Below are 24,511 nucleotides of genomic sequence, written 5' to 3' on the forward strand. Positions count from 1 at the left end.
CAGGAATATTTTTATATTTATACCACACAAACCTTAAAGCGAAATGAATAAAACTCTTCGAAATATTATCTTAATCATCTGTACAATTTTTATTATATGGTTTATTGGATACTTTCTGATTGGAGATTTTATCAGTTTAGAATTCGCGAATCATGATTTTGCGAAACTATTTCCAAAGCTTTTAACATTTGCTGCGGCAGTTAGTATTTATGTACTTTTTCTACTTTCTATCAAAAAGAAAGACGGATGGAGTTTTATGAATGTGATGAAATTTATCTTTGGAATTATCTTCGGATTTCTTCCACTTCTAACCTTCGAATATTATAGTATTGGAAGTTGTACAAATTGGAAAATTGATAAAAAAATTCAAAAAACGCTTTATAAATCCAATTCTTCTGATTCAGAAAAAATTGTTTTAATCGAAACTTTTTGTCCAGAATCTAACCTAAAAACAACTCAGGTAAAGCGAATTGTAGAAATTACACCTCTTTTTATCACAACTTCTGAAATTGATCTAAATAAAATTTCGGATAAAAGTTGGAAAAAACTTTAATCAAAATTAAACTTTGCTCAAAATTTGATGTCTAACAGATGAAGAAACCAATTCATCTCATGACAAAATATATTCTGTCATTTCTTTTTAGTTTGATTACGATTTTTTCTTTTGGACAAGAAAAAGTCACAATTACGGGAAAAGTAACGGATGTGCTTAATTTTCCTTTAACTGATTCTGAAGTTATTTTAGGCAACAAAGTCGATTCTGCACAAATTTCTACTACATCTACAAATGATGATGGTACGTTCAAAATTGAAGTTAATCTACAAGATAAACCTGTTTATTTAATCATTGATGATCCTTTAGAAGGCGTTTTCAAACAAAGTTTCGAATCCATCAAAAACAATATTGATCTTGGAACAATTATCATTAATCCGATGATTTATGATTTAGATGAGGTTGTGGTAACAAATGTGGAACCTATTGTTGTAAAACAAGATACAATCGAGTATAATGCTGATTCTTACAAAGTAAAACCGAATGCAAATTTGGAAGCTTTGTTGAGAGAATTACCAGGTTTTGAGATGGATGACAGCGGAAATATTACGGTAAATGGAAAAGATGTTAATGAGATTTTGATTGATGGTGAACCATTTTTTGGAACGGATGGAAAAGTTGCGTTAGAAAATTTACCTGCAGATATTATCAAAAAAATTCAGGTTTCGGATTATAAAACGAAAAATGAAAAATTCTCTGGAGAACGTTCGAAATCGGATAAATCTTCGCTAAACATTACCTTGAAAGAGGATAAAAAGAAAGGTTATATGCTGAAAGCAACAGCGGGTTATGGAACGGATAATCATTACGAAGGCAATTTGATGGCGAACTATTTTAAAGGTAAAAAGAAAATTAGTTTGATTGGGTCTTCGACGGATATTGCAGCTTCTGGAATGACAAGCGGTGAAGGTTCGCGTGGTCGTGGTGGAATGGGAAGAAGAGGTTCTGATGGTATAACGACAAATACTTCGATTGGATTGAATTATAGCGATCAATTAAATGTTAATTTGAAAATTGGTGCTGATTATCGTTTAAATCATTCGTTTTCAAAAAATGATCAATATAAACACATCGAAAATTTTGCTCCAAAAAATATTTATACTTCTGATGCGAATTCTAAAACTAAAAGTGAAACGTATGGTCATAATTTTGGAACAAATTTAGAATGGACGAAAAACAATACAAAAATTTATTTTTATCCATCGTTTAGTAATTCATCATCTACAAATTCATCGATTTCGGATATTAAAACATATTCAGATTTGGGTGATTTGAGAAATCAAATGAATCAAACATCGAATGGAAAATCAAATTCGAATACATTTAATACATTATTATCACTTAATCAGAAATTCAAAAATCAATCATATCTAGACTTTAATTCAAGTATTTCGATTGGGAAAACAGATCGAAATTCGTTCATCAATTCGACAACTTTATATACAAATGATTCGATAGCGGATATTTATCGAAACATCAATGAAAAAAATATTTCGAAGAATAATCAATACAATTTTGATGTAAAATATACGTATCCAATTACAGATTCTTTGAAAATTGCTGTTGGTTCTGCTTATAATTTAACTGATTCTGAAACCAATAATAGAACATGGAATTATAATGATGTAACGGGAGAATATGATAATTTAAACAATGATTTGACGCGTTTTTATTCAACTCAATTGAATGAATTTAATCCATATGCACAATTATTATTGAACAAAAATAAAATTTCAGCAACTGTACGTTTTGGAGCAAATATATATAATCAACAAAATTTTGGAACGTTTAAAGCAGATGATTACAGCTCAACTCAAAACAAAACCTTGCCAGATATTTCGGGAAATATTCGTTATCAAAGCGGAAACAACTCGATTTATTTAATGTATAATTATCAGACAAGTTTGGCTTCGACATCACAAGTTTTACCTATTCTAGATGAAACTGATCCGTTAGATGTTTTCAAAGGTAACCCAGATCTTGATCCAAATAAAGCGCATCAAATCAATTTGATGTTCAGCAATTTTGATCGTAAAACGCGTCAAGGATTTAACGCTAACTTAGGTTATACATACAACGAATCGAATATTGTTAATTACACAGAAATGGATTATTCGATTTATAAACGAACTACAACCTATGAAAATGTAAAAGGAAATTATCGTTTGAATGGTAACTTTTTCTTTAATAAACAATATCAAAAAGGGATCAATAAATTTAGAGTAAATGTAGGAATGTCGGCGAGTTATGCTTTAACACAAGGTTTTAGAGATGCGGTAAAATATGAGCAATACAATACAACTCTATCACCTACATTGAGATTAAATTGGGATTATGGTGATTATTTAACGATTTCACCTTCTTATCGTTTGAACTTTACAAATTCTAAATATGTCAATTACTCAATTGATAATCAAAATAATATTACGCACAATTTCGGAATTAAAACGATTTCTACTTTTCCTAAAAATTTGACTTGGACAAATGATTTCAGTTACAATTATAACTCGAGAATGGCAGCAGGTTTCAAGCGTGATTTCTTTTTGTGGAATACAAGTTTGATGTATCGTTTCTTCGATGATAAATTGGAGGCTGGTGTTAAAGTTTACGATTTATTGAATCAAAATAACAGTTATACGCGTACAATTACAGCAGAATCAACAATCGATCAACGCAATAATATTCTGACTCGTTTTGTAATGTTCTCGTTAACATTCAACTTAAATCAGTTTGGTGGAAAATCAACAAAAAATGGAAACGGAAACCGACCAAGAGAAGGTGGTGGAATGCGAAGAATGGAAATGCAATAGTAAAATAACAACAAAAAAACGGCTCAAAATTGAGCCGTTTTTTCAATTCTTATATAATCAAAAAAAGCTTCACCATTTCTGATGAAGCTTTTGATTAAATATCCCTCTTGTTTTTAGAAAACTCTTACCAACAATTCTTGTTCTATTTTATCGTGACAATTTTCTAATGCATTTCTCTCTGCTTTTCCAGCTTTCCAATGCGATGTACAATAAAATTCGTCTTTTTTCCATTCTAAATCATCTTTAAAAAATGATTTTATTTCCTTTACAGATTTAGATTCTCCCGCAACATAAGCAAAACGTTTTCCATCTTTGCGTTTCGGAAATTGCTGATTTTTCGTCAAACTATATAAAGCTGTTCCACTTCCTACATTTTGATTCACAATCCATTTAAATTCTAAATTTGCTTTTGTTTCAATTTGGTGAATATCATCTTCTGTTGGCACTTCCACACAAACAATTCCGTTTGTTTTAGCAGGAAGCGACTCTATAATTGCCGAAATTACTGGCAATCCTGTTAAGTCTGCAGCTAAGAAAATGAAATCTGTTTTTGGAGCCAAGTCTTTCTTTTTCGACTTCATCGAAACCCCAATCATATCTCCGACTTTCGCCTCATTTGCCCAACGCGATCCTGGACCATTCAATCCATGATTTGCAATATCAATCACAATCACATTGTTTTTTGCATCAATATCGCGCAACGTGTAGGTACGAGAAACTGGTTTAAATTTTTCTGATGGCGAAATCCATTTTTGATTCTCTTCATCATACTCAGCGTAGTGAATATCACGGATCCCAAGCGGTGGAAAAAGTAATTTACATGTTCCGCCCAACGTTGTATCCTTAAAAAAAGATACATCATCATTTTCCAAATGAACGCGAATAAGATGTGGTGTCACAAATTCTTTCTTTTTTAAGATGAACTTCTCCTTCGCAATTTTCACTTTATCTCCCATCAGATTATTTAGATTTATTCTAATTCTATGCGAATATAAAGTAAATTTAGATTGAATAAGAATAATAAAATGTTAAAGTAAAAAGTTATACTTTTTTTAATATCATTTTAATATGATAACTAAATAATTAGCCTTAACTTTTACATATCAAAAAATAACCTAAAAAACGAACAGAAAATGGAAAATACTTTTTGCGAAATCTCGCTCGAACAAAGAACTCTTCCACTTGAAGGCGGATTTAATTGCAGAGATTTAGGTGGAATAATTAACACAAAAAATGAAGTCATTAGAAAAGGATTGTTAATTCGATCTGATGATTTAGCAAATTTGACAGATGATGACTTGGAGATTTTAAACGATTTTCCAATTCGAACAATTATTGATTTACGCACGACTTACGAACGTTTAAAAAATCAAGATCACATTCCAAATAGTTGTAATCACGAAGTTCATTTGGATATTTCTTCTGGACATTTCGAAAATTTAGTGAAACAATTCAAAGCTGGAATTTCAAATCCGAAAGAATTTATGTGCAAAATTTACGAGGATTTTGTTTTAGATAAGACGTGTCAAACGCAATACAAAAGCTTTTTTGATATTATTCAACACAAAAATAGAACGCCAATTTTATTTCATTGTACAGCTGGAAAAGATCGAACTGGATTTGCAACAGCAATGATTTTATCTGCTTTGAAAGTCGATTTAGATACAATTATGGATGATTATTTGGCTTCTAATATCTTTTTGGAACAAAAATATGCTCACATCTTAAAAATCGATCCAAATTATAAATATCTAATTGATGTTTTACCTGAATATTTAGAAAGTTCTTATGAAGCGATTAATAAGAATTTTGGTTCAGTCGAAAATTATTTAACTGATATTTTAAAGGTTGATTTAGATTTGATGAAAGATTTATACATAAAAAAATAAGCGATCAATTGATCGCTTTATTTTTTATCTAAAATTTCATTCGTTGAATTCGTACCGCATTCAAAATTGCTAATAAAGCAACCCCAACATCAGCAAAAACAGCTTCCCACATATTGGCGATTCCTTCTGCACCAAGGAAAAGCACGATTATTTTAACGCCCATTGCTAAAATGATATTCTGTATCACAATCTTTTTTGTTTCACGACCAATTTTTATCGCCGTTGCTATTTTAGAAGGTTGATCGGTTTGGATTACAACATCTGCAGTTTCTATCGCAGCATCACTACCAAGTCCACCCATCGCAATTCCAACATCAGAAAGAGCTAAAACAGGTGCATCATTGATTCCATCTCCAACAAAAGCCACCACTTGATTTTGATCTTTTTTCAATGCTTCAACTTTCTCTACTTTTCCTTCTGGTAACAATCCACCAAAAGCTTCATCAACACCAACTTCTTTTGCAACTTTTTGCGTAATGGTATTTTTATCTCCACTCAACATAATCGTTTTCGAAACACCTAAAGCTTTCATTTTCTGAATTGCTTGTTGCGCATCTTCCTTGATTTTATCAGCAATTGTAATATATCCAGCATATTTTTCATCAACTGCAACCACCACAATGCTTTCTACAATATCATGAATTTCTTGTGGATATTGAATCGAGAAATAATCTAATAATTTAGTATTTCCAGCTAAAACTATTTTTCCATCAACTTTTCCTTTCAAACCTTTTCCAGAAATTTCTTCCACTTCTATCGCTTTCAATTCTGATGGATGACTTGCCACAATCGCTTTCGCAATTGGATGCGTAGATTGCTTTTCTAAAGCCGAAACAAGATTTAAAAAATCGTTTTCAGGAAGATTAGTTTCAATTTTTTGAACTTCGAAAACGCCTTCCGTCATTGTTCCAGTTTTATCCATCACAACTGTGTTTACTTTCGCCATTAAATCTAAAAAGTTAGAACCTTTTACTAAAATTCCGTTGCGTGAAGCCGCTCCAATTCCTCCAAAATAACCCAACGGAACCGAAATAACCAACGCACAAGGACAAGAAACAACCAAGAAAACTAAACCTCTGTACAACCAATCATGAAAATCATAATTGTCAACAAAAAAGTAAGGAATAATCACCAAAGCGGCAGCTAAAAAGAAAACAATTGGCGTATATATTTTTGCAAATTTTCGGATAAATAATTCAGTTGGTGCTTTGCGAGAAGCTGCATCTTGAACCATTTGTAAAATTTTTGCAATCGAGCTATCTTCAAATTTTTTAGTCGTTTGAATTTCAATTACATTTTCAAGATTTAACATTCCTGCCAAAACAGTTTCTCCAGTTTTATAAGTTGAAGGTTTACTTTCTCCTGTCAAAGCCGCAGTATTAAAGCTCCCTTTATCTGAAATCATAATTCCATCTAACGGGACTTTTTCCCCAACTTTTACCTGAATTGTTTCTCCAATTGCCACATCTTGCGGTTTTATTGTTTCAAAATTACCATTTCGTAAAACATGCGCTGTGTCTGGACGAACATCTAATAAGGCTTTAATATTTCCTTTTGCCTTATTAACCGCCGCTTCCTGAAACATTTCGCCAATTGTATAAAACAACATTACCGCTACACCTTCTGGATATTCGCCAATAATGAAAGCACCTAAAGTCGCAATTCCCATCAACGAAAATTCATTGAAGAAATCTAGCTTTTTAGCTAATTTAAAGGCTTCTCCCCAAACAGGAAATGCTACTAAAATATAAGAAATGCCAAACCATATCAAACGAATAATTTGATTATCAACAAACCAAGTTGGTTTTAAAACATATTGAACAAAAATTCCGGCAAAGAAAATAGCTAAACTGGCACCTAATAAAATTTTACTATTATTGTGTTCGTGGTCATGACCTTCGTGATTGTGATCATGAGTATCTTTATGTTCGTCATTTGACGTACTACAACAAGCTTTAGACATAATTCAAAAATTTATATTTCAAAATTATAAAGTTATTGCTGCAATCTGGTTGCAAAGTTTAGGACTTACATTGATCGCAAATTCCTTTTAAGATAAATGAAGATTGTTCGGCTTCGAAATTTTTAGGAAGTTTTATTTCTGGCACATGAATATTTCGCAAACAAAACGTTTGATTACAATTGTTGCAATGAAAATGAGCATGCGTAAACTCGGGCGTACATTTGCAACTCGACTCGCAAAGCGCATATTTTATAGAACCCGTTCCGTCCTCGATTGAATGAATTAATTTATTTTCTTCGAAAGTTTTTAAGGTTCTATAAATTGTTACTCGATCTGCCTGATCCATTTCAATTTCTAAATCAGCCAAGCTCAGCGCAACTTCTGCATTCATCAATTTATCCAAGACCAACAATCTCATCGCAGTCGGATTGATAGAACGATTTTGTAATGTTTTGTTTAAAATTTCTGTTTGCATTTTCTTCGATTTCGAATATAAAGTTACGAAAAAAGAGGCAAATCGTATTGATTTACCTCTTTTTATAAATTTGAATATTATCTTATTTGATTGTTATTTCATCAACGAAAATATAGGATTTCCCTTGAAAAGGTTCTGCTAAATGACCTTTTGGAAATGCACCATAATTTGTTGCTTTTACTTTGATATAACGTGCTTTTTCTGTTTTGAACTGAACTTTCCATGAATCAGAAAAAACGTTATTATCAAATGTATCAACTTGTTTTTCTAACATTCCAACTAATTTAAAATTCTGATTATCCTTAGATGTATAGACTTCTAATTTTGTCGGTAAGACAATCCAAGAACGAGAATCTTGCAAGAAATTCATGACAACCGAAGAAACTGATTTCGCTTTTTTCATGTCAACAATTGCTTCAAAATCTTGGTCATAATATCCTTGCCAATCGCCTTTTTTCCAATTGCTATCACCAATAATACAGTCCAATAAACCTTGTGGACCACCTGCATGATATTGTGGTGTATAAGTAGAATTCAACTGAATTGTATAATCATTTGGTTTCTTTGTAAACGTTCCAGAAATTGTTTTACTTTTCTTTCCATTCAATTCTACAAAAGAAGAAATTGTAGTTGTTTCTTTGATCGAAATTGGCCTTTTATAGATTTCAGCTTTTTTATCATTCACCGAAACATAAATTTTTGCATTAGGTTCATAAGATTTTACTTAAACATTCATTTTATTTTGAAATGATCTGTCTTCAGCAACCAAAACTGGAACTGTTACAATTTTTTCACTTTCAGAAATAGGTTTAATCTCTCTATCTTTCAAAAATTCAAATCCTAAAAATTGATTTTCTTTATAATTATTTTTTGTGATTACATGCTTCGTTCCATCTTCTAAATTAATCGTGATTTCATCAAAATATGGCTCGACCGTCGTCCACATTCCAGAACCTGGCGTAACACTGTAAATTCCCATCGAAGCCAAAACATACCACGCACTCATCTGTCCACAATCTTCATTACCAATTAATCCATCTGGCGAATTTTTATAATGTTCGTCCAAAATTTTATGAACCAATTCTTTTGTTTTTTCAGGTTTATCAATTTAATTGTACAAAAACGCTACGTGATGACTCGGCTCATTTCCTTGCGCATATTGTCCAATAAGTCCCGTAACATCCACTTGTTCTCGACCTGTTGTTTCTGATGGTGCATTAAATAATTCATCCAATTTTGCCTCAAAACCATCTTTTCCACCATAAATATCAATCATTCCATTAATATCTTGAGGAGCGAAAAATGTATATTGCCAACCATTTGCTTCTGTGTAATTGTTATTAACTTCACGTTTGAGTTATGTGCCGATGCTTCAACAGGTGGAATTACACCAGATTTTGAAGATATCAAAACATTGCGAAAAGAAACAGACAAAGATATTATGGTGATGATTCGCCCTCGTGGTGGAGATTTTTGTTATTCTGATGAAGAATTTGAACAAATGAAATCTAATATTATTATGATTAAAAATTTTAGAATTGATGGTTTTGTTTTTGGAATTTTGAATGAAGATAATAAAATTGATTTTGAACGAAATCAAGAATTAATTGAACTTGCAAAACCTTTTCCTTGTACTTTTCATCGCGCTTTTGACAGAACTTCTGATGCCGAAAATTCACTTCAAATCGTGATTGATTTAGGATTCAAAACTATTTTAACTTCTGGTTTAGATAGTAATGTTGATGATGGAAAACATGAATTAAAAAACCTTGTTAAAAAAGCAGAAAATAAGATTACAATTATGCCAAGAGGTGGTTTGCGCTCAACAAATATTAAAGAAATTGATTCATATACAAACGCTACTTACTTTCATTCATCAGCGATGATTGACGATTCTGGAATTGCTAATTTAGAAGAAATCAATCGATTAAAAAGTATGATAAATTCTGAAAAATAAAAATAGTAACTTTGGACTATGCTTTGGGAAAATATAATTGGACAACAGGAGATTAAAAACAAGCTTCAACAATCTATAAAAGATGGTCGTATAAGTCATGCTCAGCTTTTTTCTGGTCCAGAAGGTTCGGGAACTTTGGCTTTGGCAATTGCTTATGCACGTGAGGTTTTGTGTGATTTGAATAACGAACAATGCAATCTGAAAGTTGATAAATTACAACATCCCGATTTACATTTTTCTTTTCCTTATTCAGCAACAGAAAGTGTAAAAAAGCCACTTGCTAAGTATTTATTAAACGATTGGCGAACTTTTGTAGACGAAAATGTCTATGGAAATTTAACGGATTGGATGTCTCATCTTGGAATTGAGAAAAAACAAGGCGTTATTCCTGTTGATGAAGCGGATGAAATCGTCAAAACATTAGCGTTAAACAGTTACGAAGGAGGCTATAAAATCATGATTATTTGGCAAGCTGAGGAAATGACTACTGCAGCTGCAAATAAATTGTTGAAAATAATTGAAGAACCACCTCAAAAAACACTGTTTTTATTGGTAACAGAGCGCGAGGATTTAATTTTACAAACCATTACTTCTCGTTGTCAATTAGTCAAAATCCCACGTTTATCGCAATCGGATGTAAAGAACTATTTGGTTGAGAAGAAAAATATTAATCCAGAAAAAGCGCAACATATTGCTTTTCTATCGCAAGGAAATGTACGAGAAGCCTTGCATCAATTGAATGATGACGAACATTTATTCGATAAGTATTTTGTGACTTGGGTTCGAAAAGCGTTTATGGCAGCCAAAACTCCAACTGTCTTAAAAGATTTGATTGATTGGTCAAATCAAATTGCAAGTTGGTCGAGAAGTGAGCAAAAAGATTTTTTGAATTATTGTTCAGAGATTTTTCGTCAAGCTTTATTAAAAACGTATCAATCTGATGATTTAGTTTTTCTACAAATCAATGCAGAAGGTTTTAAATGGCAAGGTTTTGCGCCTTTTATACATGGAGCAAATATCGAAGATATTTTAAATGAAATTAATGAAGCGTCGTATCATATCGAACGAAATGGTAATTCTAAAATTATACTTTTAGATTTATCAATCAAGCTAACGAGATATTTACATCGCAAAACAGCATAAAAAAAACCACTTATCTAATAAGTGGTTTCTTTATATGATCTGAATGTTATTTCAAATTATTTTGCTGGAGCTTCAGTAGCTGGAGCTACTTCTTTAGCTGCACCTTCAACTTTAGTTGCTGCTGAATCAACTTTAGCTGCTGCTGAGTCAACTACTGCTGCTGCTGAATCAACTACTGCTGCTGCTGAATCAACTGTTACTGCTGCTGAATCAACGTTAGCTGGTGCTTCTTCTGCTTTTTTCTCACCACAAGATACTGCTCCTAAAGATAAAGCTGCTACTGCAACTACTGCGAAAAATTTTTTCATTGTTTTATTGTTTTAATTATTAATAATTTTCGATTAATTTTCTTTGACAAATGTATTTCGAAATGCAAACAACAGCATGTAAAATCAATGTAATATAGTTGTATTAATAAATTCTCAATAAATGAAATTTAAACTATTGATTTTTAATCAATTATAAATAGTTTTACAATTTTTGAATATTTTTTGTAAAAAACATTGTGTCAATTATTTATCTAATGAAGACAGTTAAATTTAAAAATTAATTGATTTTGATTAATTTTTGATCCTAAATCATTTAATCTTTATTCTAAAAAATTAATTATTTATACATTTGTATAAATTTAATAAAAGTATGCTAGTAGTTTCTTACATTCAAGAAAACAAAGATCGTGTAATTGAAGGACTTAAAAAACGTAACTTCAAACAATTAGATCTTGTTGATGAAGTTTTAAATGTGGATGAACTTCGTCGTAAAACACAATTTGAATTAGATAATGTATTAGCTGAATCCAATAAATTAGCAAAAGAAATTGGTAATTTGTTTAAAGATGGAAGATCGGAAGAGGCTAATGAATTAAAAAACAAAACGGTTGATTTAAAAACTCAATCAAAAGAGTTACAAGATTTATTATCGTCTTACGAAACATCCGTTAAAGATATTTTGTATCAAATCCCGAATATTCCGAACGAAATCGTAAAAGCAGGAAAAGATGCTGATGATAATGAAATCGTTTTTGAACACGGAGATGCAACTGCAAAACCAAACAATTTGCCACACTGGGAAGTTGCTAAGAAATTTAACATCATTGATTTTGAATTAGGTGTTAAAATTACCGGAGCTGGTTTCCCTGTTTACAAAGGAAAAGGTGCTCGTTTGCAACGTGCTTTAACACAATTTTTCTTAGATAAAAATTCTGATGCTGGCTATACAGAAATTGTTCCTCCCTTCGTTGTGAATGAGGCTTCTGGTTATGGAACTGGACAGTTACCAGACAAAGAAGGACAAATGTATTATATTGGAGAAGATGATTTGTACTTGATTCCTACTGCGGAAGTTCCTGTGACGAATATTTACCGTGATACAATTGTAAAAGCAGAAGATTTACCAATTACGTTGACTGCATATTCACCATGTTTCCGTCGTGAAGCGGGTTCTTATGGAAAAGATGTTAGAGGATTAAATCGTTTACACCAATTTGAGAAAGTTGAGATTGTACGTATCGAAAAACCAGAAAATTCTTACGCTGCTTTAGACGGAATGATTGAGCACGTAAAAGGAATTTTAGAAGATTTAGAATTACCATACCGTATTTTAAGACTTTGTGGTGGTGATACAGGATTTACATCTGCAATTACATACGATTTTGAAGTTTTCTCTGAAGCGCAAGAAAAATGGTTAGAAGTTTCATCTGTATCTAATTTTGAGACTTTCCAAGCGAATCGTTTGAAATTACGTTACAAAGATGAAAACGGAACTCAATTAGCACATAGTTTAAATGGTTCTGCTTTGGCTTTACCACGTATTTTAGCCTCAATTTTAGAGAATCACCAACAAGCTGATGGAACAGTAAAAATTCCGAAAGCGTTGCAACCTTATACTCGTTTTGAGATTTTAGATTAATCAATAATCTGTCAGATAAATAAAAGCTCGAGAATTTCTCGAGCTTTTTTATGTTATTAAAATTGAAACTAAATCAGGTGTTTCAATTCTTTTTTCAAACTATCTTCCCAAGTCGGAATATCAAATTGATAAACTTCTTTTATTTTCGATTTATCCAATAAACTATACGCAGGACGTTTCGCTTTTGTCGGATAAGCTGAAGTTGGAACAGGATTAATTTCGATTGTTGAATTAGACAATTCTTTAATTTTTTGCGCAAATTCAAACCAAGAACATTTTCCTTCATTCGAATAATTAAAAATTCCATACGTTAAATCATCATTCGAAATAATCGTTAAGATTGCATCAGCCAAATCTATTGCATTTGTTGGAGAACCAATTTGATCTGCCACAACAGAGATTGAATCTTTGTCATTAAACAATCTAAGCATCGTTTTAACGAAGTTATTTCCAAATCGAGAATAAACCCAAGCTGTGCGTAAAATAATCGTTTTAGAATTGTTTTCTAATGCTAAATTTTCGCCATCTAATTTTGTTTGACCATACACCCCTATAGGATTTGTTTGATCTGTTTCTAGACGAGGTTGAGCTTCAGTTCCATCAAATACATAATCTGTCGAAACGTGAATAAAAGGAATTCCTTTTTGATTCGTGATTTTTGCTAAAAATTCTGTTGCTTTTGCGTTTACTAAATAAGCATTCTCTTGATCATCTTCAGCTTTATCAACCGCTGTATAAGCTGCACAATTGACAACAAAATCGAATGATTTATCTTCGAAATAATGATTAATTAATTCTTCATTCGTAATATCTAATTCATTTCGAGTGACAAAAAAACATTCAATTTCCTTGTAGTTTTTTGATTGCTCTAAAATCGATTGACCTAACTGACCATTCGCTCCGGTAACTAAAATTCTTTTCATATATAAAAAAAGCCACTAAAATAGTGGCTTGAAGGTATTATTAATATCTTAAAATTATAATCCTAATTCTTTTTTAACGTCATTTAATAAGTCGTATCCTCCAGCTTTGTAAACTAAAACACCTGCAGGTAAAACATATTTAACTCCTTTTTTTGCAGCAGCAGCATTAATTGCATCCATTACTCTTTTCTCGATTGGATCCATTAAAGCTTTCTCTTTTGCTTGCATTTCATCTTGAGCAGCTTTTGCATACGTTTCGTATTTCTTTTGCATTTCTTGCTCTTTCTCTTGGTATTTGTTCGCTGCAATTAATTTTTGAGCCTCTTCTTGAGATTTACCAGCTAAATCTTTTTGAGCAGTTTCCATAAAAGTTTTATAGTCTGCTTGTAATTTTGCGATAGCATCTTCGTGTTTTTTACCTAATGCTTGTAAATCAGCCTCTGCTTTTTTGTAAGCTGGCATTGATTCAATTACTGCTTGCGTATCAATATGTGCAATTTCTTGAGCGAAAGATAAAACGCTTCCGAAAACCATCATTGTAAATACTGCTATCAATCTAATTTGTTTCATTTCTAGTCTAATTTGTTTTTTAAAATTTATTTCTTGTTTTATTGCTACTATTACTAGTTTTATTATTTCCAGAAGTTGATGTTTTTGAATTATTTGGTTTCAATTCTGGTCTTAAAGTCATTAATACTTCTCTACTTATGTCAAACTTTGGATCTGTGTAAATCATGATTAAATCACTTCCTTTATCAAATACGAAACCATAACCTCTTTTATCTGCAACTTCTTTTGTCGCATTATAGATTTGATCTTGCAAAGGCTTTACCATTGATCTTCTCAGATTCACTAAATCGCCATTTGGTCCATAACGCTTGTCTTGCAAAATTCTTACAGCCGCTACTTCATCTGCTAGCTTTTTCTCTTGCTCTTTAACCTGTTCTGCCGTTAATAAAATCTTTTCTGCTTCGAATTCGGCTTGTAATTTAGCTAAATTTTCTTGTTTTTGCTCAATTTCTTTTTGCCAAGATTCTGTTTGAGATTTTAATTTATTTTGAGACGATGTATATTCTGGTAAATTTTCTAAAATATACTGACTGTCTACATAACAAAACCTTTGCGCGAAAGAGAAACTTGCTAATCCAAAGAACAACGCTATAAATCTAATCCATTTTTTCATATTTGTGATGTGTTAATTCTAAAATTATGCCAAAACGTTCTAAGCAAATTTAATCAATTTATTAGAATTGTTGTCCAATAATAAAGTGAGTTTGCAATCCAGAGCGTTCTGTTTGTCCAAATCCTTTATCAAATCCGTATCCGAAATCAAATCCTAATAAACCAAATGCTGGCATATAAATACGAACACCTGCTCCAGCAGAACGTTTTAATTCAAACGGTTTAAATTCACTTGTATTGTTCCAAACGTTACCTCCTTCTGCAAAAGTTAATGCATAAATTTTGGCTGTTTGGCTCATTGTGATTGGATAACGTAATTCTAACGAATATTTATTATAAATTGTTCCACCTCCTTCTGGCGTAATATCTCCTGTTTGTCCACCAGAATTTGTTGCATCTTCGTAACCTCTTAATGAAATAATCTCACGTCCATCGAAACGATTTTGTGTAAGACCTGTTCCTCCTAAGTAAAAACGTTCGAAAGGAATTGTTCCAATTTTACGGTTATATGTTCCTAAAACTCCAAATTCTCCACCGGCTTTTAAAACTAATTTACCCGTTAATTCTTTGTAGAAATATGCTTTAGCTTTGAATTTATAATACTCTAACCATTTGAATTTTTCTACGTCAGACATGTTTATATAGTCTTTGTTATTAAAAGCTGAATAAGGAAATGTTGTCGTAAACGATAAACTAATTTCTGATCCTGATTGTGGGAAAATAGGGTCTGGTCCAGCAGAGTTACGTGTTAAACCTAATGTATAGTTTAAGTTGTTTGACGAACCATTTTCATATTGCATATTACCAACAGACATCGCATAATTATCGAAGTTATATAACTGATAAGAAATTGAGTTTGATAAACGGAAATAATCATCTGGCCAAGTTAATAACTTAGTTAACCCAACTGAAGCTCCTAAGATATCCAATTTCGCTTTTTCTCCATAATTATCACGGTAATCATATTGTGAATAATAAAAAGATGTTGATAAAGCTGTAGGGCGTTTTCCTCCAATCCAAGGTTCAACAAATGATAAACTATAATTTTTATATCCGTTACCAGCTTGTGCTCTTAGTGATAATTGTTGTCCATCTCCCATTGGAATTGGTTTCCAAGCTTTTTTATTGAAAAAATTCTTTAATGAGAAATTCCCGAAAGTTAATCCTAATGTACCAATGAAAGTCCCTGCACCATATCCTCCTTGTAATTCTACTTGAGAAGATGATTTTGGCGCAACTTTCCACTCCACATCAACTGTATTATTATCTTGATTTGGTTGAATATCTGGAACAATTTGCGTTGGCTCTAAGTATCCCAAAGAAGCTAACTCCATCATCGTACGCTTAATGTCCGATTTAGAGAATAAATCTCCTGGTTTAGTTCTTAACTCACGGTATAAAATATGATCGTGTGCTTCTGTATTACCGTTAATCGTTACTTTATTAAGTGTAGCTTGTGTACCTTCGAAAACTTTAATTTCAAGATCGATTGTATCATTTTTTACACTTTTTTCTACAGGAATAGCACGAGCAAACAAATACCCTCTATCCATATATAACGTAGAAATATCATCGTCTTTTTCTGATCCAGAAATCTTTTTGTTGATACCTACTGCGTCATAACGATCTCCTGTTTTGTAACCAAAAATTCGCTGTAACTGTTCAGAAGTATAAATTGAGTTTCCAGAAAACGTTACATCTCCTAAGAAATATGGTTTTCCTTCGTTAACTTTAATCTTAACCAATAAGTTTTTATCATCAACTTTTTCGATATTGTATGACTCAACTTTAGCATCTCTAAAACCAACAGATTTGTACTCTTCAACCAATGTTTTTAAATCTTCCTGGAATTTTTCAGGAATCATTTTAGATGACTTGAAGATATTGATAGATTTCTGTTTGGTATTTTTCATCCCTTTTTTACGTAAACGAGCAGCAGTTAAGTTTTCATTTCCTTCGAAAATGATTTTCTTAATCTTTACACGCTCTCCACGATTCACATTCAATGTAATGTTTTCTTCGTCTTCTTTACCAACAATTGGCTGACGTTCTACATTAATTGTTGTGTTAGGATAACCTTTTCCAGTATAATAATCTTTGATTTTATTATTTGTTGTATTGATTAAACTTTGCGTAATCTTAACACCTGGATTTAATTTATTTTGTTTGATTAAATCTTCGCGTTGCGATTTTTTCACGCCGTTAATCTTAATTTCTCCTAAACTAGGAACTGAAACCAAGGCAAGCTCTAATGTTACTTCGTTACCTTCTATTTTATCTACATACAAGTCGATGTCAGAGAAAATATTAGATCTCCATAATTTTTTTACAGCATTATTTACCTTCGTACCTGGTAATTCTATCTCCTCACCGATAGCAAAACCTGCATAACGGATAATTTGATTCTTAGAATATTTAGAATCTCCTGTTACAACGATATCTTTCAGTTTGAAAGTTCGTGCATTGGTATAATCTAAGACAAAATTATCTTGTTGTGTTGAATCAATGGTTTTCGTAGAGTCTACGACTTGCGCCTGTGCCATGTAAGCACCAAGCATACACATTGTCCAAAAAATTTTCTTCATAATCCTCTATTTCAGTTCGATTAGTTCGTTAGTTGCTCGCTTATCTTACCAAATCTACGTTCTCGATTTTGGTAATTTAAAATTGCTTTATAAAATTCTTCCTCGTTAAAATCAGGCCACAAAACCTCTGTAAAATATAATTCTGCGTAAGCAATTTGCCACAACAAGAAATTACTAATTCTGGTTTCGCCACTTGTTCTAATCATAAGATCTACCATTGGTAAATCGTGTGTATATAAGTTTTGATGAACTAATTCTTCATTAAAATCATTGTCGGATATTTCTCCGTCATTGTATTTTTTGGCAATAGATTTCATCGCGTGTAATAGTTCTTCTTTCGAACCATAACTTAATGCTAATGTCAAAACACAATCTGTGTTGTCTTTCGTTTTTTCCATCGCTTGAGTCAAATCTTTGAATGCTTTTTTTGGTAATTTTGATAAATCTCCAATCACATTCAAGCGAACTCCATTTTTGTGTAATTCATTTATTTCGTCCTTAATTGCAGAACTTAATAACGTCATTAAAACATTGACTTCTAATTTTGGACGGTTCCAATTTTCAGTAGAAAATGCGTAAAGTGTAAGATGTTTTATACCTAATTTTCGACAAGTCTCGATTGAAGATCGTACAGCTCCCAAAGCACTTTTGTGTCCAAAAGTTCTTTCTTTACCGTTCTTCTTAGCCCATCTTCCGTTACCATCCATAATGATTGCAACGTGAATAGGTATATTGTTTTTATCTATTTGTTCTACTAAACTAATTCCCATTCTTTTTAATCACAATAACAAGCAGGTCGACCAAAACTGTACGTTAAGGTAATTCCTGATAATACGTACCAATCTTTGTTTGATGTGTTTCCATATACTCTTTTACTATATTCATCTGAAGGTACAACACCATCAGCTACAGCATCGATAAAATTTTGAGTAAATTTTCCTTTGTTGTAATCTATATAATCAACATTTGTATAACGAACACCTGTCTCAAAAGATAAAATCCAATTGTAATTGAATCTTACTTTATATCCAACCCCAAAAGGAATCGTTAAATCGGTATTATATTTTGTTTTTTCGATAATTACGTTGTTTGTCCCATCGTAATCATATTCTTTTCCTTTTGCAGAAAAAGCTCCAACTCCTACAAAAATATAAGGCGATTGCGCTTTTTCTTGATCATCATTGATATTAAAGAAATTATACTCAAACATCAAAGATCCTTCTACAATATTATTTCGAAAATTTTTATTTCTTTTTAATTTGTAATACTCTTTCGAGCGGTGGTCACTTGCACCAACTTTTGAATAAGAGATATTTGCTCTAAAACCCATTTGTGGATTTATATTAAAACGATATAATCCTCCTATTGAAATTGGTAAATATATTTTACCTCCTGCTTCAGTTTTAGTAGGAAATGGATTGATATAGCTAGCTTTTCCAACATCACCTATCACATTTGCCCCACCAGCAAAAATTCCGAGTTCGTGTCTTTGGGCAAAAATCATTTGCGACAAACACAATGTAAAAACGAACAAAAATAATCTCATCATAATGTTGTGTTATTTTTTCGGCTTTTGCTTTTTCTTCTTTTTAAATTCGAACAAATATAAACAAAAGTCAATTCAACGTAACTGATTTAACAAAAATTAAGAAGATTTATTGTAAATTTTAATTCCTTTTATCTGAACCCCAAAGCATTTTTTCTCTCAAAGTTGTGAAATAAGTCGCATCAATAGCTTCAACGATTAAGATTTTGAAGTCAGCTTTTTGTATCGTCAATTCGACGTCAGTTGTTAAAGGAAAGTTACGAGAATCCAACGAAAGGAAGTATTCATTAGCTCTACTACGTATTTTTAAGTCAATTTTTTCGTTTTCTGATACAATTAATGGACGCACATTTAGATTATGTGGCGCAACAGGTGTAATGACAAAATTTTGATTGGACGGATGAACAATTGGTCCTCCACAACTCAACGAATATCCTGTAGAACCTGTTGGCGTAGAAATAATTAATCCATCAGACCAAAAAGAATTTAGAAATTCATTGTTCAAATAAGCATCAACCGTAATCATACTAGTTGTTTCACGGCGAACTACAGTTACTTCGTTTATCGCAAAATTATTTTCAATTTCTACACCATCACTTCTTTTCACTGTTAATAAAGTTCGTGGAATAATGTTATAATCATCATTGAAAAAACTATCCATTTGCTCCAATAACACACTTTTATTAATTGTTGCTAAAAAGCCTAAACGTCCCGTATTTACACCAATAATTGGAATATTAGAATTCCTAACAATTGTAGTTGCTGATAAAATTGTTCCGTCTCCACCAAAACTGAATAAGAATTTAACCGATTTGTCTAAATCATCATGAGAAGTATAGGTTTCTACATTATCAGGTTCAAAATCAGTTGTTTCTTTTAAGATTTGAAGAAAATTTTGCTCAACACAAAAAGCAATTTCGTTCTGAATTAAATAATTAATAAATGGTGGAATAATATCCGTTAAAGACGTACTTGTTTTTTGTCCAAAAAGTGCAACTTTTATCATTAGGTATTCATGTATTTTAACAATTGTGCATAACGACTTTGCAGAAGTTCTTGTTTTTCGTCGTTATAAAATTTTTGAATCACTTGATATCCATATCGCTCAAATGTTTCACCAATTGTTAACAAGTTTGATGAACTAAATTTCAGCAAAACATAAACGCTATCTTCTTTATTTCCAACAATCATCATTCCCAATATTTTTCCGTTATTCACTTCTATAATATTAGAAATCGCCGTCATCGACAAGTCTTTTTCCGCAATCGAAACTAACATCGAAACGCCTTGTGCAGCGACAAAAGGGAAATTTGCAAACGTGTTGATAATATCCGTTTCCGTAATAAAACCAACATAACGCGATTGTTCGTTAATAATCGGTAAGATATTCGCCTGATTCGTGTACATCATCTGAATTGCATCTAAAAGCGTACTCGATTCAGAAAGATAAAAACTCTCCAAATATGAAGTATAATCTACTTTTTCATCATCAATTGATAATTCAATCAAATCTTCTTCCGAGATATTTCCAACAAAATCCAACCCTTTAAACAAAGGTAAATGCGTCAATTTATTCTCTTGCACAACTTCTAAAAGCTGACTTGGAGAAGAATTAACTTTCCCTGGTTTTATCTCATTCGATAGATATTCGGTGATATACATGGCACAAATTTATATATTTTAATACATTAATTCTCTATTTTTAATGCTAATTCGGTTAAAATCATTGATTATTAATTGAAATTTAACCAATTTATTTTAAATTATTTAGTCAAAATATATTCCAAAATCTACTAATAATCAAAAAATAATGTGATTTACAATTTTTTAAAACAAAACTCTTCCTCAAATTCAAAAAAGAATGGCTTAAATTTTGTAGATTTGCAGTACCAATTTTAGCATTGAATGAAGAACCCATTATTTTATGCCAAAATCTTACTTTTTGGCGAATATGGAATTATTGAGAACTCGAAAGGATTAACAATTCCTTATAATTTTTACCAAGGTGCATTAAAATTTGAGCCTTCTGAAATAGCAGAATCATCAAATGCTCACTTGAAAAATTATGCAAAATTTTTGGAAGAAAATTTTGCTGATACTTTTGATACAAAATCTTTTTCGGAAGATGTTGCAAACGGAATGTACTTCGATTCTAACATTCCTCAAGGATATGGTGTAGGTAGTTCTGGCGCTTTGGTTGCAGCTATTTATGACAAATATGCCTTGAATAAAATTGATATCAATCAAAATCTGAACAAAGAAAAAATCAGCGAATTAAAAGCGCTTTTCGGAAATTTAGAATCTCATTTTCATGGAAAAAGTTCTGGAATTGATCCTTTGATTTGTTATATGAATATTCCTTTGTTAATTCAATCAAAAAATGATATCTCGACAATTGGTTTACCTTCTGCAAACGTAGACGGAAAAGGAGCTGTTTTCTTAATCAATTCTGGTACACCAGGAGAAACGGCACCAATGATTCATATTTTCTTTGAAAAAATGAAAAAAGAAGGTTTCCGTAAAACATTGAAAGAAGAGTTTATTAAATACAACAACGCATGTATAGAAAACTTTGTGAAAGGTGAATACAATCCACTTTTTGCAAATCTTCAGAAATTGTCAGCTTGGGGTTATGAACATTTTAGACCTATGATTCCTCAAAAATTAGTGAACGCATGGAAAACTGGAATTGATACAGATACGTATTATCTAAAACTTTGTGGTTCTGGCGGAGGCGGTTATGTTCTTGGTTTTACACAAGATTATGACAAAGCGAAAAGCTACTTAAAAGACTTCCAGACCGAAGTTATTTACAAATTCTAAAAAATAATTTATAAAAATATAATCAATGAACGTTCAGAAAATAATCTTAAAAGTTTTTGCATTATTTTCTGTTGTTCGTGGCTATAATTTAATTGTGTTAATATTGGCACAATACCTTGCTGCACTTTTTATTTTTGCGCCAGAAGTTGGTCATCGTCAATTGTTGACAAATCCAAAGTTGGACGGGCTTATTCTTTGTTCGATACTTTGTGTGGCCGCGGGATATATCATCAATAATTTTTACGATTTAGAAAAAGACGAACTCAAACGTCCTTTACAAGTTTATCTTCAGAAACAAGTTTCGCAAGGTTTCAAACTAACTGTTTACATTGTTCTGAATGCTTTAGCATTGATTATTGCAGCCTTAATTTCGTGGAAGGTTTTCATTTTCTTTTTGATTTATCAATTTCTAGTTTGGTTTTATAGCCACAAAATCAATCGATTTGCATTGATCAAAAACTTTTATTTGGTTATTATTCGTGTCATGCCATTTTTCGCCTTATTGGTTTATTTTGATCATTTCACGTTCAATTTGGCTTTACATGCTACTTTTTTGAGTATTTTATTATTGATTACTGATATTGTAAAAGATTTGAGTTCTCAAAAAGCAGATTTGATTTATAATTATGATTCAATTCCAATTAAATATGGAATCGATTTTACAAAAGTTTTGATTTCATGTTTAATTATTACAGAATTAATCATTGGAATTATTATCATTATGAAAAATAATGTTGGTGCAATGAAATACTTTTTTATTGCTGCAAATATCGCTTTCACAGTGATTTTATTTATCATTTGGAGAATAAAATCGACACAAGCATATAAGATTTTACATTATTTTTTTAAGGGAATGATTGTTGCGGGTGTATTTAGTATCGTATTAATCGAAATAAATCCCTTAACTTTGCAAACTATTGCGCAAAATTTTAATCAGCGCATAAATTAATCAAATTCAGATGAATAACAGACGAAATCAATCCAACGACAGAAATTCCCAAGGCGGGAACAATCGTGGAAAAGGTGGAGCAAGAGGAAATTCTTCTTCTAAACCATCTTCAGGGAAAGGAAAACCAACTTTTGGTGGAAAACCATCGGAAGAAGGAAAGAAAAGTTTTGGACCAAAGAAACCGTTTAACAAACCAGGTGAAAAACCATTTGTTAAAAGACTGAAAAAAGCACCAGTTGATGACGGGACTATTCGTTTAAATAAATATGTGGCGAATGCAGGGATTGCATCCAGAAGAGAGGCCGACGAGTTGATCAAAACTGGAATCGTTACAGTGAATGGTCAAGTGATTACTGAAATGGGTTATAAAGTACAACCCGATGATGAAGTTCGTTTCGATGGTCGTAAAATCTCTTCAGAGAAAAATGTATATTTTGTGTTGAATAAACCAAAAGGTTTTATTTCAACATCAAATGATGAAAAAGGACGTAAAACTGTGATGGACTTAATGTCTACAGCAACTACAGCGAGAATTTTCCCAGTAGGACGCTTGGATAGACAAACAACAGGAGTTTTATTGTTTACAAATGATGGTTATTTAACTAAGAAATTAACACATCCAAGTCATGATATCAAAAAAATATATCACGTTACATTGGACAAAAAGTTAACAGCAAATGATTTGGCTGACATCAAAAAAGGTGTTCGTTTAATTCCTGAAGGAATTGCAGTTGTTGACGAAATTTCTTTTATTGAAGGTAGACCGAAAAATGAAGTTGGTGTAGAATTACATATTGGTTGGAACCGCGTTGTACGTCGTATTTTCGAAACAAAAGGATACGAAGTAGAAGCGTTAGACCGCGTTTCTTTTGCAGGACTTACAAAGAAAACTTTACAAAGAGGTGATTTTAGAAGATTAACGGAATTAGAAGTTAACTTCTTGAAAATGTTATAATACCTCAGCTATAAAATTTAAAAACCACTTCTAAAGAAGTGGTTTTTTTATGTTTTAATCTTTCGAAACCTTGTTATTATAAGCTTCCATCATCTTTTTATTTGCTTCTTTCACAAAATCATCTTTCTCAATTTGTGTCATTTTCTGACCTTTTGATGGAATTTTAATCACTTCGTTTTTAGATGCTTCTTTTATATTAATTGCTCTGAAAATCGTTTCATAACTTTCGTCTTTCATTGTTGTTACAGCTTTCAATTCTAAAATTAAACCTGGTAACCCATTGAAAAATATTGGTCCTCCTTTTGGTTGTAAAGTTGGCGCAAACCAAACTTCTATCTTAGAATCTTTGTATTCGGTTATTGCTTTTTTTACTTTAATTCCCAAAATTTCTTTTGATTCTCTACTAATTGTCCAAGTGTATTTAGGCAAATTATCTATTATTAAAATATTCTTGTTCACATAATTTCCTTCAATCTTATATTGTGAAGTTTTATAATCGATGTAAATATTATCATCAATTGTACTCATCGACATAGATGATTGATTTTGACTATTATCAATTCTTACAATTTCAGAAAAAAACGACTGATTTTCATTAAAAAGTAATTGATAGTATTTTGGTGTAGAATTGTTTTTATCTAATTCTGCCTTAAAAACAGGATCTTTTTCGTCAAAAAACATTTTATCATAGGTTTCATATTCTACTTTCCACAAATTTTGAGCAAATAGAAATGGAGAAAAAATCATTAGAAAGAAGAGTAAAGCTTTTAATTTCATAGTTGATTAATTATGAACTAAATATAATAATTATTTACAATAAAAAAGCGATTCAAAATTGAATCGCTTTTCT

General features: G+C 31.5%; 23 protein-coding genes and 1 pseudogene. 10 read left to right on the plus strand and 14 right to left on the minus strand.

Annotated elements, in window-relative coordinates; all coding sequences use genetic code 11:
• Positions 1–43 precede the first annotated feature (43 nt).
• Positions 44–553 carry a hypothetical protein gene (locus tag B3J26_RS12160; RefSeq protein ID WP_038334805.1) on the plus strand — a complete coding sequence of 170 codons (510 nt, stop codon included), beginning with the start codon at positions 44–46 and terminating at the stop codon, positions 551–553.
• A 38-nt stretch (positions 554–591) separates the two neighbouring features.
• The gene (locus tag B3J26_RS12165; protein ID WP_291074701.1) at positions 592–3,363 is read left to right on the plus strand and encodes an outer membrane beta-barrel protein; all 2,772 of its coding nucleotides are present in this window, start codon (positions 592–594) and stop codon (positions 3,361–3,363) included.
• A gap of 113 nt (positions 3,364–3,476) precedes the next feature.
• Here the strand turns inward: B3J26_RS12165 and B3J26_RS12170 are convergent, their stop codons facing one another.
• The gene (locus tag B3J26_RS12170) at positions 3,477–4,319 is read right to left on the minus strand and encodes a siderophore-interacting protein (protein ID WP_038334795.1); all 843 of its coding nucleotides are present in this window, start codon (positions 4,317–4,319) and stop codon (positions 3,477–3,479) included.
• A 177-nt stretch (positions 4,320–4,496) separates the two neighbouring features.
• Here B3J26_RS12170 and B3J26_RS12175 point away from each other — a divergent pair, with 177 nt between their 5' ends.
• Positions 4,497–5,252, plus strand: coding sequence for a tyrosine-protein phosphatase (locus B3J26_RS12175; RefSeq protein ID WP_114998358.1), 756 nt, complete (start codon positions 4,497–4,499; stop codon positions 5,250–5,252).
• A 28-nt stretch (positions 5,253–5,280) separates the two neighbouring features.
• Here B3J26_RS12175 and B3J26_RS12180 read toward each other — a convergent pair whose 3' ends face one another.
• The 4 genes and pseudogenes from B3J26_RS12180 to B3J26_RS12195 form a co-directional block, all read right to left on the minus strand.
• The gene (locus B3J26_RS12180; protein WP_291074702.1) at positions 5,281–7,215 is read right to left on the minus strand and encodes a heavy metal translocating P-type ATPase; all 1,935 of its coding nucleotides are present in this window, start codon (positions 7,213–7,215) and stop codon (positions 5,281–5,283) included.
• A 58-nt stretch (positions 7,216–7,273) separates the two neighbouring features.
• Positions 7,274–7,690 carry a Fur family transcriptional regulator gene (locus tag B3J26_RS12185; RefSeq protein ID WP_291074703.1) on the minus strand — a complete coding sequence of 139 codons (417 nt, stop codon included), beginning with the start codon at positions 7,688–7,690 and terminating at the stop codon, positions 7,274–7,276.
• A gap of 82 nt (positions 7,691–7,772) precedes the next feature.
• Positions 7,773–8,375 carry a discoidin domain-containing protein gene (locus B3J26_RS12190; protein ID WP_291074704.1) on the minus strand — a complete coding sequence of 201 codons (603 nt, stop codon included), beginning with the start codon at positions 8,373–8,375 and terminating at the stop codon, positions 7,773–7,775.
• 39 nt (positions 8,376–8,414) lie between these two features.
• A pseudogene (locus B3J26_RS12195) lies at positions 8,415–8,975 on the minus strand (glycoside hydrolase domain-containing protein).
• A gap of 24 nt (positions 8,976–8,999) precedes the next feature.
• Here B3J26_RS12195 and B3J26_RS12200 point away from each other — a divergent pair.
• The 4 genes from B3J26_RS12200 (at position 9,000) to serS (ending at position 12,698) form a co-directional block, all read left to right on the plus strand.
• The gene (locus B3J26_RS12200; RefSeq protein ID WP_291074705.1) at positions 9,000–9,647 is read left to right on the plus strand and encodes a copper homeostasis protein CutC; all 648 of its coding nucleotides are present in this window, start codon (positions 9,000–9,002) and stop codon (positions 9,645–9,647) included.
• Positions 9,648–9,665: 18 nt separating this feature from the next.
• Positions 9,666–10,790 (plus strand): ATP-binding protein, encoded by a 1,125-nt coding sequence (locus B3J26_RS12205; RefSeq protein ID WP_125349212.1) that lies wholly within the window; start codon positions 9,666–9,668, stop codon positions 10,788–10,790.
• Between the two features lie 21 nt (positions 10,791–10,811).
• Positions 10,812–11,114 (plus strand): hypothetical protein, encoded by a 303-nt coding sequence (locus B3J26_RS12210; protein WP_180905654.1) that lies wholly within the window; start codon positions 10,812–10,814, stop codon positions 11,112–11,114.
• 315 nt (positions 11,115–11,429) lie between these two features.
• Complete coding sequence (gene serS / locus B3J26_RS12215; protein ID WP_038334750.1) at positions 11,430–12,698, plus strand: serine--tRNA ligase; 1,269 nt, start codon at positions 11,430–11,432, stop codon at positions 12,696–12,698.
• 68 nt (positions 12,699–12,766) lie between these two features.
• Here the strand turns inward: serS and rfbD are convergent, their stop codons facing one another.
• From rfbD to B3J26_RS12255, 8 genes are all read right to left on the minus strand, one after another.
• A complete protein-coding gene (gene rfbD, locus B3J26_RS12220; protein WP_291074706.1) occupies positions 12,767–13,621 on the minus strand; it encodes a dTDP-4-dehydrorhamnose reductase in 855 nt (284 codons plus the stop codon).
• 54 nt (positions 13,622–13,675) lie between these two features.
• A complete protein-coding gene (locus B3J26_RS12225) occupies positions 13,676–14,191 on the minus strand; it encodes an OmpH family outer membrane protein (RefSeq protein WP_114998374.1) in 516 nt (171 codons plus the stop codon).
• A gap of 19 nt (positions 14,192–14,210) precedes the next feature.
• Positions 14,211–14,804 carry an OmpH family outer membrane protein gene (locus tag B3J26_RS12230; RefSeq protein ID WP_291074707.1) on the minus strand — a complete coding sequence of 198 codons (594 nt, stop codon included), beginning with the start codon at positions 14,802–14,804 and terminating at the stop codon, positions 14,211–14,213.
• Positions 14,805–14,865: 61 nt separating this feature from the next.
• Positions 14,866–17,388: an outer membrane protein assembly factor BamA gene (gene bamA, locus B3J26_RS12235; RefSeq protein WP_236688201.1), complete on the minus strand. Its 2,523-nt coding sequence runs from the start codon at positions 17,386–17,388 to the stop codon at positions 14,866–14,868.
• 20 nt (positions 17,389–17,408) lie between these two features.
• A complete protein-coding gene (locus B3J26_RS12240) occupies positions 17,409–18,152 on the minus strand; it encodes an isoprenyl transferase (RefSeq protein ID WP_291066364.1) in 744 nt (247 codons plus the stop codon).
• 11 nt (positions 18,153–18,163) lie between these two features.
• Positions 18,164–18,937, minus strand: coding sequence for a DUF6089 family protein (locus tag B3J26_RS12245; protein ID WP_291074708.1), 774 nt, complete (start codon positions 18,935–18,937; stop codon positions 18,164–18,166).
• A gap of 118 nt (positions 18,938–19,055) precedes the next feature.
• Complete coding sequence (locus B3J26_RS12250) at positions 19,056–19,940, minus strand: NAD kinase (RefSeq protein ID WP_291074709.1); 885 nt, start codon at positions 19,938–19,940, stop codon at positions 19,056–19,058.
• Positions 19,940–20,596, minus strand: coding sequence for an HPP family protein (locus tag B3J26_RS12255; RefSeq protein ID WP_114998381.1), 657 nt, complete (start codon positions 20,594–20,596; stop codon positions 19,940–19,942). The genes B3J26_RS12250 and B3J26_RS12255 overlap by 1 nt, the downstream gene beginning before the upstream one ends.
• A 243-nt stretch (positions 20,597–20,839) precedes the next feature.
• Here B3J26_RS12255 and B3J26_RS12260 point away from each other — a divergent pair, with 243 nt between their 5' ends.
• The 3 genes from B3J26_RS12260 to B3J26_RS12270 are packed head-to-tail and all read left to right on the plus strand — an operon-like array spanning position 20,840 to position 23,661.
• Positions 20,840–21,757 (plus strand): mevalonate kinase family protein, encoded by a 918-nt coding sequence (locus tag B3J26_RS12260; RefSeq protein WP_291074710.1) that lies wholly within the window; start codon positions 20,840–20,842, stop codon positions 21,755–21,757.
• A 25-nt stretch (positions 21,758–21,782) separates the two neighbouring features.
• Positions 21,783–22,706, plus strand: a complete 924-nt coding sequence (locus tag B3J26_RS12265; protein WP_291074711.1) for a UbiA family prenyltransferase — start codon at positions 21,783–21,785, stop codon at positions 22,704–22,706.
• Positions 22,707–22,716: 10 nt separating this feature from the next.
• Positions 22,717–23,661: a pseudouridine synthase gene (locus B3J26_RS12270; protein ID WP_038334708.1), complete on the plus strand. Its 945-nt coding sequence runs from the start codon at positions 22,717–22,719 to the stop codon at positions 23,659–23,661.
• 54 nt (positions 23,662–23,715) lie between these two features.
• Here B3J26_RS12270 and B3J26_RS12275 read toward each other — a convergent pair whose 3' ends face one another.
• A complete protein-coding gene (locus B3J26_RS12275) occupies positions 23,716–24,438 on the minus strand; it encodes a GLPGLI family protein (protein WP_114998385.1) in 723 nt (240 codons plus the stop codon).
• Positions 24,439–24,511: the final 73 nt, after the last annotated feature.

This window comes from Empedobacter sp. UBA5987 (assembly GCF_002429865.1).
GTDB lineage: Bacteria > Bacteroidota > Bacteroidia > Flavobacteriales > Weeksellaceae > Empedobacter > Empedobacter falsenii_B.